The 16183-nt window shown below is 68.3% G+C and carries 11 protein-coding genes; 4 read left to right on the top strand and 7 right to left on the bottom strand.

Annotated elements, in window-relative coordinates:
- Positions 1-223 precede the first annotated feature (223 nt).
- Positions 224-2851 (top strand): trehalase-like domain-containing protein, encoded by a 2628-nt coding sequence (locus QCD75_RS10130; protein ID WP_301228185.1) that lies wholly within the window; start codon positions 224-226, stop codon positions 2849-2851.
- A gap of 31 nt (positions 2852-2882) precedes the next feature.
- On the opposite strand, the gene QCD75_RS10125 is transcribed toward QCD75_RS10130, so the two are convergent.
- The 5 genes from QCD75_RS10125 to QCD75_RS10105 form a co-directional block, all read right to left on the bottom strand.
- The gene (locus QCD75_RS10125) at positions 2883-3884 is read right to left on the bottom strand and encodes a GmrSD restriction endonuclease domain-containing protein (protein ID WP_301228183.1); all 1002 of its coding nucleotides are present in this window, start codon (positions 3882-3884) and stop codon (positions 2883-2885) included.
- A 159-nt stretch (positions 3885-4043) separates the two neighbouring features.
- Positions 4044-5174 (bottom strand): FAD-dependent oxidoreductase, encoded by a 1131-nt coding sequence (locus QCD75_RS10120; RefSeq protein ID WP_301228181.1) that lies wholly within the window; start codon positions 5172-5174, stop codon positions 4044-4046.
- A 47-nt stretch (positions 5175-5221) separates the two neighbouring features.
- On the bottom strand, positions 5222-6148 hold the full coding sequence (locus QCD75_RS10115; protein ID WP_301228179.1) for an AEC family transporter: 927 nt from the start codon (positions 6146-6148) through the stop codon (positions 5222-5224).
- Positions 6149-6264: 116 nt separating this feature from the next.
- A complete protein-coding gene (gene panD / locus QCD75_RS10110) occupies positions 6265-6693 on the bottom strand; it encodes an aspartate 1-decarboxylase (protein WP_197410622.1) in 429 nt (142 codons plus the stop codon).
- Positions 6694-6831: 138 nt separating this feature from the next.
- Complete coding sequence (locus tag QCD75_RS10105) at positions 6832-7743, bottom strand: LysR family transcriptional regulator (protein WP_301228175.1); 912 nt, start codon at positions 7741-7743, stop codon at positions 6832-6834.
- 145 nt (positions 7744-7888) lie between these two features.
- Here QCD75_RS10105 and QCD75_RS10100 point away from each other — a divergent pair, with 145 nt between their 5' ends.
- Together QCD75_RS10100 and QCD75_RS10095 are read left to right on the top strand one after the other, a co-directional pair.
- Positions 7889-9352, top strand: coding sequence for an amino acid permease (locus QCD75_RS10100; protein WP_301228173.1), 1464 nt, complete (start codon positions 7889-7891; stop codon positions 9350-9352).
- A gap of 220 nt (positions 9353-9572) precedes the next feature.
- Positions 9573-13103 (top strand): bifunctional proline dehydrogenase/L-glutamate gamma-semialdehyde dehydrogenase, encoded by a 3531-nt coding sequence (locus tag QCD75_RS10095; protein ID WP_301228171.1) that lies wholly within the window; start codon positions 9573-9575, stop codon positions 13101-13103.
- Between the two features lie 108 nt (positions 13104-13211).
- On the opposite strand, the gene QCD75_RS10090 is transcribed toward QCD75_RS10095, so the two are convergent.
- On the bottom strand, positions 13212-13511 hold the full coding sequence (locus QCD75_RS10090; protein ID WP_301228169.1) for a hypothetical protein: 300 nt from the start codon (positions 13509-13511) through the stop codon (positions 13212-13214).
- A gap of 265 nt (positions 13512-13776) precedes the next feature.
- Positions 13777-14631, bottom strand: a complete 855-nt coding sequence (locus tag QCD75_RS10085) for a LysR substrate-binding domain-containing protein (protein WP_301228167.1) — start codon at positions 14629-14631, stop codon at positions 13777-13779.
- Between the two features lie 138 nt (positions 14632-14769).
- On the opposite strand from QCD75_RS10085, the gene QCD75_RS10080 reads away from it, so the two are divergent.
- A complete protein-coding gene (locus QCD75_RS10080; RefSeq protein WP_301228165.1) occupies positions 14770-16128 on the top strand; it encodes an MFS transporter in 1359 nt (452 codons plus the stop codon).
- The last annotated feature ends 55 nt before the right edge of the window (positions 16129-16183 follow it).

Here is a 16183-nt window from a genome sequence, read left to right as displayed (position 1 = left end):
ATTTCTCCTTTGAAACATCACGGGTGTGAGGCAGTTCACATAACTATGTATCATAATCGCACAATAAGGAACGTCAAGAGGCAAAAAGGAACATCCCTGCGGATGTTACACAGCTGCAACCGCGGGGACACCCGCGGGAAATCGGGCCGGGAGGATACTTAGTAGTACGTCCTTCTCGGACGGTCTCATGCAGGCATTGGGGACTACTCGAAGGACTCCGCGCATGCCCACTCCACTCAACCAGGCCCTGGCCGACTCTGCCCTCCTGACGAAATCTCTGCCGCTGGGCCTGCTCCGGGCCTTTGTGCAGACCAACGCCGCCGACGACGGGCTCACGCCCCAGCTGCTGGCGGACCTCAAGATCCTGGCCCGCACCCCCGGGCTGCTCGTGGCCTGCAACTACGGCGGGACCCTGTGCGCCGCCGAAGGGATCTCCACCGAGACCCTGCCGCTGGGCAGCGCCGCGATTGCCCTCCGGGCGCTGGCTGCCCTGCCCAACACCCACGCCGCCGTCATCTCGGGGCGTTCCCTGCGGGACTTGGCCGCCGTCTCACGGCTCCCTGCAGAGGTGCACCTCGTGGGTTCGCACGGCGCCGAATTCGACATGGGCTACGCCCACGGGCTGTCCCTGGCCACCGAATCGGTGCTGCAGCAGGCCAGCCAGGCGCTCGCCGAAACCGTCGGCGCCTACCGCGGCATCACCATCGAACGGAAGCCCGTTGCCGTGTCCGTGCACACCCGCCCGGCCGCTCCCGACGTCGTCGCGCTGGCCACCGCCCAGGCGGAGGCCATTGCCCGGGCGCACGGGCTCTCGTTCATCGTGGACGGCTCGGTCCTGGACCTGTCCGTGGTGGAACCGTCCAAGGCAGCCGCCCTGGAGCATCTGCGCTCCATGCTTGGTGCCAGCGCGGCCTTCTACGCCGGGGACGCCGCCAGTGACGAGCTGGCGATGGCGACCTTGCGCGGCCCGGACATGGCGCTGCGGGTGGGGGAGGGCCCGACGCAGGCTGCCCACCGGCTCCGGGACCCCGAGTCCTTCGCGAGGGTCCTCGCCATCCTCTTCGAACTGCGGCGGTCCTGGCTGTTTGGTGAGGACGCGGTCGGCCTGGAGCGGCATTCGATGATCGGCAACGGCTCCTCCACAGCGCTGATCACACCGGACGCCAAAATCTGCTGGATGAGCCACCCGCTGCCGGACTCGGGATCCCTATTTGCGTATCTTCTCGGCGGCGACGCGGCCGGCCATTTCTCGGTCGAACCGGTGAAGGCCTCCCAGGTGCTGGGCCAGCGCTATGTGGACAGCACCATGATCGTGGAAACCCGCTGGGCCGACGTCACCGTCACTGACTACCTGGAACCGGCGCCGGAAGGCGTGACCAGCCTGGTCAGGGTGCTCTCGGGCACGGGGACGGCGCGGATTGTCTTTGCGCCCCGCCCGGACTACGCCAACGCGCCCTTCAGCATGGAGGCCCGCGGTGAGGAGCTGCACGTTGTGGGGACCGCGGACCCCATCATCCTGCTGGCGCCCGGGGCCGGCTTCTCCATCACCTCGGACGGCCGGCATGCCACCGCCACCGCCGAGGTGAACCTGCGGCACGGGCCGGTGGTGCTGAACCTGCGCTGCGGCGACACCGACCTCCAGCGCGCCGAGCCTCCGGAGGAGAACTCGCGCCGTGCCGGCGTCGCGCTGCATTCCCGGCGTTGGGTGCAGGCGCTGCAGCTGCCCGCCGTCAAACCGTCCCTGGTCCGGCGGTCCGCCCTGGTGCTCCGCGCCCTGGTCCACGAGCCCACCGGAGCCGTCCTGGCGGCGCCCACCACCTCGCTGCCGGAGGGGATTGGCGGCACCAGGAACTGGGATTACCGGTACTGCTGGCTGCGGGACGGCTCGATGACGGTCAACGCCCTCGTGGATCTCGGCTCGACCTCGGAAGCGGAAGGATTCCTGGCCTGGCTGGGCCGGATCCTGGCCCACGCCCCCGGCCCGGAATGGCTGCACCCGCTGTACTCGGTGACAGGGTCACCACTGTCCACCGAAGCCATCATCGAGAGCCTCCCCGGCTACGCTGGCTCCCGCCCGGTGCGGATCGGCAATGCCGCGGACCACCAGGTGCAGCTGGACGTCTTTGGGCCGATCGCCGAGCTGATCGACTCCCTGTCCGCCCGGCATGGGGACCTCTCCGATGCCCACTGGGAGCTGATGGTGCAGATGGCCTCGGCCGTCCTGGCCCGCTGGCACGAGCCGGACCACGGCATCTGGGAGGCCCGGCGGGCACCGCGGCACCACGTCTACACCAAGGTGATGTGCTGGGTGGCCCTGGACCGGGCCCTGCGCACCGCCGCGAGGCACGGCCGGACGCCGGTTCCGGCGTGGGAACCCGCCGCGACCGCCATCCGCGAGGAAGTCCTGCGCGAAGGCTGGGACGAGAGCGCGGAGTCCTACACGGTGGCCTACGACAGCCCGGACCTGGACGCCGCGGTGCTGCACATCGGACTCTCCGGACTGCTCGACGTCAGCGACCAGCGCTTCCTCGACACCGTCACCGCGGTGGAACGGGAACTGCGGGTGGGCCCCACGGTGTTCCGTTACCGGTACGACGACGGCCTGCCGGGCCTGGAGGGCGGCTTCCACATCTGCACAACATGGCTGATCGAGGCCTATGTCGCGGTCGGCCGGATCGAGGAGGCATGGGACCTGTTCGACCAGCTGGTCAACCTGTTCGGCCCCACCGGGCTGCTGCCGGAGGAGTACGACCCGGGCACCGAAACGCATCTGGGGAACCACCCCCAGGCGTACTCGCATCTGGGGTTCATCCGCTGCGCGCGGCTGCTGGACGCGCTGCCGAAGAACTAGCCGCTGCGCCGGTGCTGAATCAGACGGCGCGTTATTCGCAGGCGATGCCGTCGCGGTCGCCGTCCATCTGCTCGCGGTAGCCCGGCTGGCCGGCCCGGAGCGGTGCGGCGCCGGCAGCACGGGCAGCGGCGCAATTGGCGTAGTACACGGAGGCCGGGTTCGCCGGGGCTGCCGGAGCGGCGGGGGCCGGTGCGGGAGTCGCCGCCTGCGTCGGGGGCGCCGGCGCCGCCTGGCTGGTCGGGGCGGCCTGGCCGGGGCAGTCGCCGAGAACCCGTGCCATCGCATCGTGTTCGGCCGCGGTGACCCACAGCCCGTAACTGGACTTGACCGAGATCTGGCGGGCCACGTAGTCGCAGCGGTAGGACTTGTTCGCAGGCAGCCAGGTGGCGGCGTCGCCGTCGCTCTTTTGCTGGTTGGCGGGGCCGTCCACCGCGAGCAGGTTCAGCGGATCGTTGGCGAAGGAGAGCCGCTGGGCCTCGGTGAGTTGCTGGGCGCCCTTCTGCCAGGCGTCGCTGAGGGCCACCACATGGTCGATCTGCACCGCGTCACTGGTGCTGTTGCCGCGGAGGAAGTTGATCAGGATTGCCGTGTAGGGGTCGTTCAGGATGCCGGAAAGGACAACGCAGTCCCCGGTGCCGGGCTTGAGGGCGAGGTCGGTCAGGTCCCGGCGGAGCACGTCGTTGCGGGTGTCGCAGCCGTTGCGGTCGACGTCGGCCCAGGCCTGGCCGAACTGATCGCGCGAGTAGCCCGTCTTGGGCGCCCGGCCCTTGACCGGGATCGTTGCCAGAACGTCCAGAGCCTTGGCGGCGAAGGCCGGCTGCTGGTTCGGGGTGTCCTCGGCGCCGGGTTCCGGGGAGGCGGCCGCGGGGCTGCCGGCCGTGCTCACTGTTGGGAGGGCTGTCGGCGCGGCGGCCGGGGCCGTCCCCGTGCCAGCGCAGGCCGTGGCGGAGATTAGCAGCAGCCCTGCCAGCCCGGCCGCGATCCAATCGACGGCCCCGGACCTGGCGGTGCCGCGTGTTCTGACGCTGTGCAATTTGTCCTTACTTCCTGCTGTTGCCCCGGGTTGCCCCCGGGGCGGCTTAAGACCGGTCCCAGACTACCGGCGCACACAGCAACGCGGGGTCACATCGCGCCCATGCCGGAGCCCGGGATGGGCGCGATGTGACCCCGCGTTGCTTTTTGGGGGCGGGGGTCAGCGGATCCCGGGGCGGGAGGCCGAGAAGATTGCCGGCGCCGGGCCGTCGCCGGTGGCGAGGTCGGCGAGGATCCGCCCGACGACGGGGGTGAACTTGAACCCGTGGCCGGAGAAGCCCGCACCGATCACGAGCGGCCCGATGCGGTCAAGAATGAAGTTCTCGTCCGCGGTGGTGGTGTAGGTGCAGCTGATGTCGGTGAGGGAGTCGGCATCCACGCCGGGCAGCCACCGCCGCGCGTAGTTTTGCAGCGCCGCCAGTTGCGCGGGTTCCGGCGTGAAGGACCTCCGGTCCGGGTCCACGACCGGCCCCACGCCGTGCCAGCCGGCCTTGATGCCCTCGCCCGGCGTCGGCATGCCATAGACCGGTGAGTACCAGTCCGCGAAATCCGCGCCCTGGCCGGGGACATGGTTGAACCCCGGCCAGACCGCGCCCTCGTCGGCAACGGCGAAGTGCGCCGGCTGTTCCTGGGTGACGGTGAGCCGGGGGAGGGGCACCAGCCCGCCGAGCAGTTTCGAGGTCCAGGCACCGGCGGTGACTACGGCCTGCCGCGCGGTCAGCACCTCGGTGCGGCCGCCGGCGTCGACCGTGAGCCGGACGCCGTCGTCAGCCACGGCGAGCTCCAGCACCTTGACCCGGTGCCGGAGCTCGGCGCCGCGGCCCGCGGCCAGGCGCTGCAGCGCCGGCAGGACCGCACCGGGGTTCAGCTGCCCGCCGTCGGGCATGTGCAGCACCTGCTGGTCGAACCGGATGCCGCGCCACCGTTCGGCCGCTTCCGCTGCACCCAGGAACTCGGCCCGCAGCCCGGTCCCTTGCAGGGCCCACTGCACCGCGCCCAGCAGCGGATCGGTCCCGTGGTTCACGACGCCGGTGCGCGCCAGCAGCCGCTCGCCGGCATCGGCCTCGAGCTCGTCCCAGAGCCGGACGGACTCGGCCAGCATGGCCACGTAGTCGGGATCGGCGTAGCCGGGGTTGAGGTTCCGGGTGGCGCCATGGGAAGCGCCGTTGCGGTGCCCGGGGCTGAACTGCTCCAGCAGGGTCACGGCCCGGCCGCGGCTGGCCAGGGCCCACGCCGCCGCCGAGCCCATGGCCCCGCCTCCGATGATGACGGTGTCCAGGCTGGTGCTCATGGGTCCTCCGGATGGTGTGGTGTGGTGCGGGGGCGTTGCGGGGATGCTCAGGCGAGCAGCAGGGCCACGCCGATCATGGCCGGCACGGCGACGACCGTGGTGATCAGGATGGTGTCCTTGGCGACGGTGAGGCCGGTCCGGTAGCGGTTGGCGATCACAAAAACGTTCTGCGCGGTGGGCAGGGCGGAGGTCACCACCACGGCGAAAAGTGCCTGGTCCGCCAGCTGCAGGGCGAAGCGGGCGAAGAGGTAGGCCAGCAGCGGATGGACAATGAGCTTGAAGCCGCTGGCCAGCAGGGTGTCGATCCGGCGCCCCGCCGGGGCGTGCAGCGGGCGGGAGCCGTTCAGGCTCATCCCGAAGGCGAGCAGCATGGCCGGAATCGCGGCGCCGCCGATCAGGTGGATGGGCTCCATCACCAGTGGCGGCACCTGCCAGCCGGTGGCGGCCACCGTCAGGCCCAGCCCGGAGCCCACGATCATGGGATTCCGCAGGATCATCAGCAGGAAGCTCAGCGGCGTGGTCCGGTGGTTGCTGGTGGTGGCATCCAGGACCACCAGGAACATGGGGGTGAAGAACGCCAGCTGGAAGATCAGCAGCGGCGCCACATAACTTGCATCGCCCAGGACGTACACGGCGATGGGGATGCCGAGGTTGGCGGAGTTGGCCAGCGAAGCGCTCATGGAGGACATGAGGGATTCGGGCACGGAGCGTTTGAGCAGGAAGCGGACGATGCCGAAAAAGAGTGCCGCCGTCGCGATGGCGCCGACCGCCGTCACCAGCAGCGGGGCGGCGAAAATATCGTGGACTTTGGCCTTGCTGAGGGTGTCGAACAGCAGGGCCGGGCTGGCGACGAAGAATGTCAGCGCGCTGAGCACGGAGCGGGCGTTCTCGCCCAGGATTCCGCGCCGGCCGACGAACATGCCCACCAGGATGATGCACCAGACCACGAAGAACCCCGCGAGGACGCCTAGCACGCGGCACTCCGCAGCGTCGAAAGCGGGGAAGGGGCGGCAGTCACCCCTCCAGAGTAATCAGCTTTATTTACGCCCAGCTCCTGTTACGGCAGAAGTACGCCCGCGGGCTGACGCCGTCAGTTAAGCGTGGCGTTGTTCAGCGCGTACGGCGGGCGCATGATCCCGGGGGTGTGGCCCTCCGCGGGGTCGTTGCCGATCTGGACAATCTTGTTGTCCTTATCCACATGGACCACTTTGGGGCTGTAGGCCTTGGCTTCATCAGTGGTCATCTGGGCGTAGGTGATCAGGATGATGATGTCGTTCTCGTGCATGAGGTGCGCGGCGGCGCCGTTGATCCCGATTACCCCGGAACCGCGCTCGCCGGCAATCGTGTAGGTCTCCAGCCGGGCACCGTTGGTGACGTCGACAATGGAGACCAGTTCGCCGGGCAGGATGTCGGCCGCTTCCAGCAGATCCAGGTCCACGGTGACCGAGCCGACATAGTGGAGGTCCGCGTGCGTGACCGTGGCGCGGTGGATTTTGGACTTGAATATTGTGCGGTTCATAACGGATCCAGTCTAGCGCCGGGCCGCCGGAAGCGCTGTGAGCAAGCCAACACCCCCGCACGCGGGCGGCCTCGCCGGCCGGCAGCCTCGGCAGCCGGCACCGCCCGCCTGCACCGCCCGCCTGCGCCGCCCGCCGGCTTACGGGCCGGCGGGCGGGATGGACGCCGCTGTCTCCGCCAAGATCTCCCGGGTGGCCAGGATGGCCGGGCGCTTGACGCTGGAGCGCCGCACGGAGGTGAAGATGGTCCGGTGCGGATCACCCGGCAGGGTAATCAGCTGCGACGTTGTGCCTCTCCCGGTCCAGACGAGGTCCGGCATAAATGCCACGGCGTTCCCGGATTCGATCAGCCGGATCTGCGCCTGCAGGTCTGCGGTCTCGAAACGGACGTCGGGCTCGAATCCGGCGCTGCGGCAGGCCTGTTCGGCCCAGTGCCGTGACGCTGCGCCGCGGGGCTCCATCACCCAGGCCAGCCCGGCGGTGTCCGTGAGGGACGTTATCGCCGGGCGGTCGGAGGAGCGGGGCGGAACCGCGAGGCGGATGGCATCGCTCGTGAGCCGGAGCCGGTCGAGTTCGGCATAGCGGGGGGCCGCATGGCCGGGGTACTGCTCGGCAATGACCAGGTCAAAGTCCCGGGCCCAGGTCTCATGAAGTGCCGTTTCGGGTTCCCGCTGGGTCATTTCGATCCGGACTTCGGGATAGCGTGACGACATCCGGGTGAGGGCATCCGGCATCAGGGCCAGCGCCGCGGACTGGAAGACCGCAACGCGGACCGTGCCCGTCACGGTGGTCAGCGAGGCGGCCAGATCCGCCTCGGCCTGTTCCAGCGTTTCCAGCAGGTGGGCCGTGTGGGCCACGAGGACCTCTGCCTGCGGGGTCAGCTGGACCCGGCGTCCGGTCTTGCGAAGCAGTTCGACGCCGGCTTCCTTTTCCAGGAGCGCCAGCTGCTGCGAGACCGACGACGGGCTGTACTGAAGCGCCTCCGCGACCTCGGCCAGGGTGCCCCGGATCTTCAGTTCGCGCAGCAGGCGTAACCGCCGGACATCCAGCATCGCTATTCCTTTGTGAATTCTAATGTTTATTGATTAGGAGAATTCACTTTATCTAATGCAATCCGGCTTGCATACTGTTGTCGTCGAGTAACCCCCATCACAGGGCGGATTGATGGGCACCACACCTGAGCGGAAGACCCTGAAAATGAGTACAAAAGACATAACCCGGTCGATCATGAGGCGCAAGCCCATCGACGACATCGAGGAAGAAAACCTGCACAGCGGCCTGCTAAAGAGCCTGGGGCTCTGGCAGTTGACGGCCATCGGCGTTGGCGGCATCATCGGCGTCGGCATCTTCTCCCTGGCGGGCCTCGTGGCCCACGGCAGCGCGTCCGAACCCGGCGTCGGCCCGGCGGTGCTGTTCTCCTTTCTGATTGCGGGACTCGCGTCCGCGGCCGCCGCGTTGTCCTACGCGGAGTTCGCGGGCATGATCCCGCGGGCCGGTTCGGCGTACACGTACGGCTACGTGGCGCTCGGCGAGATCATCGGCTGGTTCATTGGCTGGGACCTGTTGCTGGAATACATCGCGATTGTGGCCGTGGTGGCGATCGGTATTTCCGGCTACTTCGACGCGTTCCTCTCCGGCATCGGCGTCCACATGCCGGCGTGGATGACCGCGACGCCGGATGAAGGCACCGGCGGGATCATCAATGTTCCCGCGATTGCCGTCTGCCTCCTGGTGACCTGGATCCTGTCCCGCGGCACCAAGACCTTCGGCCGATTCGAACTTGTGGCCGTTGGGATCAAGGTGGTCCTGATCCTGTTCATCATCGGTCTCGGCATCTTCTACATTGATACGGGAAACTACAACCCGTTCATGCCCAGCGGGTTTGGCCCGGTTGTGGCCGGCGCGGCCACGGTGTTCTTCGCCGTGTTCGGTTACGACGCGATGAGCACCGCCGCGGAAGAGGCGACCGACGGCAAGAAGCACATGCCGAAGGCCATCATCATGTCCCTCGTCGTCGCGATGCTCCTGTACGTCGCCGCAACCCTGGTGCTCACCGGCATGCAGAACTACCAGGAGATCGACCCCAAGGCCGGCTTCGCCTCCGCGTTCAACAGCGTGGGCCTGCCGGTCATCGCCACGATCATCTCGGTCTTTGCCGTCCTGTCCATCCTGACCGTGATGCTCACCTTCCTGCTCGGCGTCACCCGCGTCTGGTTCTCGATGAGCCGCGACGGGCTGCTCCCCGGCTGGTTCGCCAAGACGGACCGCCACGGCACCCCGCAGCGCGTCACCTGGATCGCCGGCGTCGCCTCCGCGCTGCTGGCCGGCGTGTTCCCGATCAAGGCCGTCGCCGACCTGACCAACATCGGCATCCTGGCCGCCTTCGTCGTCGTCTGCACCTCGGTCATCGTGTTCCGCTACAAGAAGCCCGACGCCCCGCGCACCTTCCGGCTGCCGCTCATGCCGCTCGTTCCGGCGTTTGGCGTGCTGGCCTCCGGCTTCCTCATGCTCCAGCTGCACTGGGAGACCTGGCTGCGCTTCGGCGTCTGGCTCGTCATCGGCCTGGTCATCTACTTCACCTACGGCCGCAAGAACTCGCTGATGAACCCTGACAGCCCACGGCACGAGGAAGCCGTGGAGATGCACCGCCACGTCGGCTAACCACCGGCCCGGTTGCGCTATCACTTTTGGCTCCCATGCCCCGGTTTTGGGAGCCAAAAGTGATAGCGCATTCGTGTGTTTCGGGGCGGTTCCGGCAGGCCTCACACCGTTCGATTTTTCTAACCAGTATTGCTCGGAAAACATCGCTTTATCTTATGAAAATCCGGTCCCATACTGAGTTTAGAACGGTCCCCATTTCGAGAAAGAACGAGTGCCAGCCATGACCAACATTTCCACGGAGTCCGGTGTGAACGCCCGCAAAGACGCCGTACACGCCGCCGTCTCGGAAGGCTCTCCGGTCCTCGAAGCCGCTGCCCTCGCCGGGGAGGCCATCGGGCTGGTGCGCCACTGGCTCGCCGAGGCGGCGAAGGTCCCGGTGGACGCCTCGGCCGAGCAGCTCGCTGGTGTCCTGAAGGACCCCAACGGCCTGGACTTCACGGTCGGGTTCGTCGACGGCGTGGTCCGGCCCGAGGACCTCCGGGTGGCCGCCCGCAACCTCGCCGCCCTGGCCCCCAAGGTCCCCGCGTTCCTGCCCTGGTACATGCGCGGTGCCGTGCGTCTCGGCGGCTCCATGGCCCCGGCCCTGCCGCAGGTGGTCATCCCGGTCGCCCGCCGTGTGCTGCGCGAAATGGTCGGCCACCTTATCGTCGATGCGACCGACGCCAAGCTGGGCCCCGCCATCGCGAAGATCCGCACGGACGGCATCAAGCTCAACGTCAACCTCCTGGGCGAGGCCGTGCTCGGCGAGCACGAGGCCTCACGCCGGCTCGAGGGCACGCACAAGCTGCTGTCCCGCCCCGACGTCGATTACGTCTCGATCAAGGTCTCCTCCACCGTGGCCCCGCACTCGGCCTGGGCCTTCGACGAGGCCGTGGAGCACGTCGTCGAGAAGCTCACCCCGCTCTTCACCCGCGCTGCCTCGTTTGCCGCCGGCGGACAGAAAGCCAAGTTCATCAACCTGGACATGGAGGAGTACAAGGACCTGGACATGACCATTGCGGTCTTCACCCGGATTTTGGACAAGCCGGAGTTCAGGGACCTCGAGGCCGGCATCGTGCTCCAGGCCTACCTCCCGGACGCGCTCGCCGCCATGATCCGCCTGCAGGACTGGGCCGCCGCCCGCCGCGCCGACGGCGGCGCCGCGATCAAGGTCCGCGTGGTGAAGGGCGCCAACCTGCCGATGGAGCAGGTGGAGGCCTCACTGCACGGCTGGCCGCTCGCCACCTGGAACACCAAGCAGGATTCGGACACCAACTACAAGCGCGTCATCAACTACGCGCTGCACCCGGACCGGATCCGCAACATCCGGATCGGCGTTGCCGGTCACAACCTTTTCGACATTGCCTTCGCCTGGCTGCTCGCCAAACAGCGCGGCGTGGAGTCCGGCATCGAGTTCGAGATGCTGCTCGGCATGGCCCAGGGCCAGGCGGAAGCCGTGAAAAAGGACGTCGGCTCGCTGCTCCTGTACACCCCGGTGGTCCACCCGGCCGAGTTCGACGTCGCGATCGCCTACCTGATCCGCCGGCTCGAGGAAGGCGCCAGCCAGGACAACTTCATGTCCGCCGTCTTCGAGCTCAGTGAGAACGAAACGCTCTTCGAGCGCGAGAAGCAGCGCTTCCTCGCCTCGCTCGCCAAACTCGACGACGAGGTTCCGCCGCCCAACCGCCGGCAGGACCGCAGCGTCCCGGCCGGGCCGATGCCGCATGACTCCTTCGAGAACACTGCGGACACCGACCCGTCCCTGCCGGTCAACCGCGACTGGGGCCGCGCCATCCTGGCACGCGTCCCGTCCTCGACCCTGGGCAACGCCGCCGTCGAGGCCGCCATGATCAACGACGAGGCGACGCTCAACACCGTGATTGACACCGCGGTGGCAAAAGGCAAGGCCTGGGGCGCACTCTCCGGTGACGAGCGTGCGGCGATCCTGCACCGCGCCGGCGACGTGCTGGAAGCCCGCCGCGCCGGTCTCCTGGAGGTCATGGCCAGCGAAACCGGCAAGACCATCGACCAGGGCGATCCGGAGGTCAGCGAGGCTGTTGACTTCGCGCACTACTACGCCGAATCGGCCCGCAAGCTCGACGACGTCGACGGCGCCGCCTTCATTCCGGCGAAGCTCACCGTGGTGACCCCGCCGTGGAACTTCCCGGTGGCCATCCCCGCCGGATCCACGCTGGCGGCCCTCGCCGCGGGCTCCGCCGTCGTGATCAAGCCCGCCAAACAGGCCCGGCGCAGCGGTGCCGTGATGATCGAGGCACTCTGGGAAGCCGGCGTCCCGCGGGACGTGCTGACCATGGTCCAGCTGGGCGAGCGTGAGCTCGGCCGGCAGCTGATCTCCCACCCCGCGGTGGACCGGGTGATCCTCACCGGCGGCTACGAGACCGCCGAACTGTTCCGGTCGTTCCGCAAGGACCTGCCGCTGCTGGCCGAAACCAGCGGCAAGAACGCCATCATCGTCACCCCGAGTGCCGACCTTGACCTCGCGGCCAAGGACGTCGCGTACTCCGCCTTCGGCCACGCCGGGCAGAAGTGCTCCGCCGCGTCGCTGGTGATCCTAGTCGGATCCGTGGCCACATCGCGGCGCTTCCACAACCAGCTGATCGACGCCGTCACCTCGCTCAAGGTGGGCTACCCCGAGGATCCGGCCAGCCAGATGGGCCCGATCATCGAACCGGCCGGCGGCAAGCTCCTCAACGCCCTCACCACCCTGGGCGAAGGGGAAAGCTGGGCCGTCGAGCCGCGGAAGCTGGATGGGACGGGCAAGCTCTGGAGCCCGGGCGTCCGCTACGGGGTGCGCCGCGGATCTTACTTCCATCTCACCGAGTTCTTCGGCCCCGTGCTGGGCGTGATGACCGCGGAGACCCTGGAGGACGCCATCGCCATCCAGAACCAGATCGAGTACGGCCTCACCTCCGGGCTGCACTCGCTGGACCCGGCGGAACTGGACCTCTGGCTCGAGACGGTCCAGGCCGGCAACCTCTATGTCAACCGTGGCATCACCGGCGCCATCGTGCAGCGCCAGCCCTTCGGCGGCTGGAAGAAGTCCGCCGTCGGCGCCGGCACCAAGGCCGGCGGGCCCAACTATCTCGTCGGGCTCGGCGAATGGGTCAGCAAGCCCAGCGCCGCGGCCGGGAACACTGCCGCCACACCCGCGCACCCCGGCGTCCGCCGGATCGAGCAGGCAGCCAGGGGGTTCCTGTCCGCCGGCGAGCTGGAAGGCGTGCAGCGTGCCCTGGCCTCCGACGCCCTCGCCTGGGCCGAGGAATTCGGCACGGCCCGGGACGTCTCCGGACTGGGCGCCGAACGGAACATCTTCCGCTACCGCCCGCTGCCGGTACAGGTGCGCCTCGCCGAAGGCGAACCGCTCGCCCGCCTGGTCCGGACAGTGGCGGCCGGCGTCCTGGCCGGCTCCCCGCTGACGGTGTCCACCGCCATCGAGCTTCCCACCCAGCTGCGCACCGTGCTCTCCGGGCTCGGTATCGATCCCACCGTGGAGAACGACGCCGACTGGCTGGCCGCCGCGGCCAGGTCCGCCGGCGCGGCCAGGCTCTCCACCCCGCGGGTCAGGCTCATCGGCGGGAACGCCGCGGCCCTGGCCGAGGCGACCGCGGGACGTCCGGACCTGGCGATCTACTTCCACCCGGTCACCGAAGCCGGACGCGTCGAGCTGCTGCCGTTCCTGCATGAGCAGGCCATCAGCATCACCGCGCACCGGTTCGGGACGCCGAACCACATTTCGGACGGGCTGATCTAGGGACCCCCTGGGCAACACACACGCCTGGGGCAACATAAACGAGCCGGGCGGCCACCCTCCAATGGTGGCCGCCCGGCTCGTGGTCTGTGGAGGCTCAAGTCCGCGGACTCAGCCGAAGTACCAGCCGGGTGGAACCCAGGTGGCAGGCACGGCATGCGCGGAGAAGTCGTCGCAGCCGGTGCAGAAGTACGTCACCTCGCCCAGCCGGTTGATGGAGCCGTCCCTGTGGTGCGTGGCCGGGACGAAAGTCTCCAGGTAGATGAATTCGTCGGTGCCGCAACGTTCGCAGTACGGGCTGCCGACGTACTCCGCCTCAACCAGGGTCGTCGGGTGGTGCGGGTCCAGGCGGCCGCGGCTGGGGTGATGCGCGGCGGCGCCGCGGTGCACTGCCTGGGAGAGCGGGGCCACGGGTTTGAGGCTCCGGTTTGCCGATGTGGCGGGACGATGTGGTCGGTTTATGGCTGGCGTCATTGTCGGCCTATCCCGAACGCCTCCGGTGAGTCGCCGCACGGCAGACACACAGGACAGCGTTCGTATTCGAATCGTTGTCACAGGCCTCTGCTTGACCTTCAACACACTCAGGATAAGCCATGATTACGAGTGGATCAATGGTATGCGTAAGTACGCAACCCGAGTAGGTACAGCCGCAGGTACGCAGGTGCGCCCCGGCCGCTCAGCCGGGGCGCTTCAGGGTCCGGCCCGCGATCGTCTGGGTCAGGGCCTCAATCACCTCGGTGTTCGCCAGCGGGTTGCGGATCAGGGTGAAATCGACGTCGCCGACCGGGGGCAGTTCAAAGCGCCGGGTGATGATCAACAGATCGTCCGGCACGAGTGAGGACGGCATGACCGCAACGCCGATGCCGGCCCGGACGGCGGCCAGCACTCCGCTGATCTGCCGCGTGGTGCAGGTGATGCGCCAGGTGCGGCCGGCGGATTCGAGGGCATCGATGGCCAGTTTCCGGCTCAGACTGGGGGAGGGGTAGGCAATCAGCGGCACCGGCTCGGCCGGGTCCAGGGACGTCTGTTCCACCCCCACCCAAGCGAAGGAGTCCTGCTGCACCACCGTGCCGTCCTTGGCCCCGGCCACCCATTTGACGAAGACCAGGTCCAGCTGGCCGGCGTTCAGCCGTTTGTAGAGCTGGGTGCTCTGGCCCACCGTCAGTTCCAGGTTGATTTGCGGGTAGACCTGGCGGAATTCCCGCAGGATCCTCGGCAGCCCGGTGATCGCGAGGTCATCCGCCGTGCCGAAGCGCAGCCGGCCGCGCATGGCCGATCCGGAGAAGTAGCGGGCGGCGGCGTCGTGCGCGGACAGGATGCTGCGGGCGAAGCCGGCCATGGCGTCCCCGTTGTCGGTCAGGCGCACATCCCGGGTGTCCCGCGCCACCAGGACCCGCTTCGCAGCGGTCTCCAGCTTGCGCACGTGCTGGCTGACCGTCGGTTGCGCGAGGCCCAGGCGCTCGGCGGCCCGGGTGAAGCTCAGTGTTTCGGCCACGGCCAGGAAAGAGCGCAGCTGGGCGGGTTCGAACATGCGGGCTCCTGAGCTGCGGCGCACTCCACCGCATTGCGTTTTGTAATGCTAGTTATGCAATGAATAATCTTCCACAATTTGCTGCGGCCAGCTTAGCGTTAAGGCATCCCCGCCGACCCGCTCCTTTGAGGACTTTCCGTGGCACCCCTTCCGCCGTTAGCAGCCAACGTAACCTCACTGCCGCTCCCCAGCACCGCGCCGATCACCGTCGTCAACGAGCGGCTGCCCTGGCGCCACACGTTCATCTCGCTGAAAGTCCAAAATTTCCGCATCTTCGCGATCGGCCACTTCATTGCGGTCACCGCCCTGTGGATGCAGCGGATTGCCCAGGACTGGCTGGTGCTCCAGCTCTCCGGTTCCGTCACCGCCGTCGGGATCACGGTGGCCCTGCAGTTCCTGCCTTCGCTGCTCCTGGGCCCGTGGGCCGGCATGATGGCGGACCGCTTCGCGAAGCGGAAAATCCTGATGCTGTGCCAGTCGGCCGCAGCCGTGCTGGCGGCCATCCTCGCGGCGCTGGCGCTGAGCCAGCGGATCGAGATCTGGCACGTCTACGGCATCGCCCTCGCCCTTGGCCTGGTCACCGTGCTGGACCAGCCGGCCCGGCAGGTCTTCGTCAACGAACTCGTTGGACCGGCCCACCTCCGGAACGCCATCAGCGTGAACTCCACGACCTTCCAGCTCGGCGGCCTGATCGGGCCGGCGCTCGCCGGGCTGCTGCTCACCGCGGTGGGGGCCGGCTGGGCGTTCGCCGCGAACGCCGTCGCCTGCTGCTGCACCGTGGCGATGCTGCTCACGCTGCGGAAGGACCAGCTGCACCTCAGCGCGCCCGTGCCCAAACGCAAGGGCATGCTCAAGGAGGGGCTGGACTATGCGCTGAGCAAACCCACCATCTACTGGCCGTGGCTGATGGCCGGCTTCGTCGCTGTGTTCGCGATGAGCCTGCCGGTGCTGCTGGCCGCTTTCGCGGACCACGTGTACGACGCCGGCGCCGGCGGCTACGGCCTGCTGAACGCGCTGGTGGCACTCGGGGCGCTGGCCGGTGCGGTCACGTCCGCCCGCCGGCGGGAACTGAGGCTGCGCTCCGTGATGCTGGGGGCAGGAATGTACGGGCTGATGCTCTGCCTCGCCTCGCTGGCGCCCTCCATGGTGTGGTTCGGGGCGGCGATGGTCCTGGCCGGGTTCTGGTGCCTGATGTTCCTGACCGCGGCCAACCAGCTGGTCCAGATCAGTTCCAACCTGGCCATCCGCGGCCGCGTGATGAGCCTGTACATCATGGTGCTGATCGGCGGGCAGGCAATTGGCGGGCCGATGATCGGCTGGCTGGCCGAGCACGTGGACCCGCATACGGCCATCCTGGTCTCCGGCGGGGTGCCGGCGCTGGCCGCGGCCGCCGTCGCCGTCGTGCTGGCGCGCCGCGGCCAGCTGATGCTCAGGGTGGACCTGAAGGACCGGCGGCGGCTGGTCAAGATCGTCCGTCAGGCAGCTGCCGTGCCCTAGCTTTCCGCACCGTTTTCGGACAGCCGCTGAGTGTATCCACGCAGCGGCTGTCCTT

This window comes from Arthrobacter sp. PsM3 (assembly GCF_030433895.1).
In the GTDB taxonomy this organism is placed as follows: Bacteria; Actinomycetota; Actinomycetes; order Actinomycetales; family Micrococcaceae; genus Arthrobacter.
The sequence above is the reverse complement of the archived record's forward strand: the minus strand, read 5'-3'. Positions and strand labels throughout refer to the sequence as shown.

Bases quoted from the DNA above. Each gene is read 5' to 3' on its own strand.
- QCD75_RS10130 (WP_301228185.1), top strand. From the start codon at position 224: ATGCCCACTCCACTCAACCAGGCCCTGGCCGACTCTGCCCTCCTGACG.
- QCD75_RS10120 (WP_301228181.1), bottom strand. From the start codon at position 5,174: ATGAGCACCAGCCTGGACACCGTCATCATCGGAGGCGGGGCCATGGGC.
- panD (WP_197410622.1), bottom strand. From the start codon at position 6,693: ATGAACCGCACAATATTCAAGTCCAAAATCCACCGCGCCACGGTCACG.
- QCD75_RS10105 (WP_301228175.1), bottom strand. From the start codon at position 7,743: ATGCTGGATGTCCGGCGGTTACGCCTGCTGCGCGAACTGAAGATCCGG.
- QCD75_RS10100 (WP_301228173.1), top strand. From the start codon at position 7,889: ATGAGTACAAAAGACATAACCCGGTCGATCATGAGGCGCAAGCCCATC.
- QCD75_RS10095 (WP_301228171.1), top strand. From the start codon at position 9,573: ATGACCAACATTTCCACGGAGTCCGGTGTGAACGCCCGCAAAGACGCC.
- QCD75_RS10085 (WP_301228167.1), bottom strand. From the start codon at position 14,631: ATGTTCGAACCCGCCCAGCTGCGCTCTTTCCTGGCCGTGGCCGAAACA.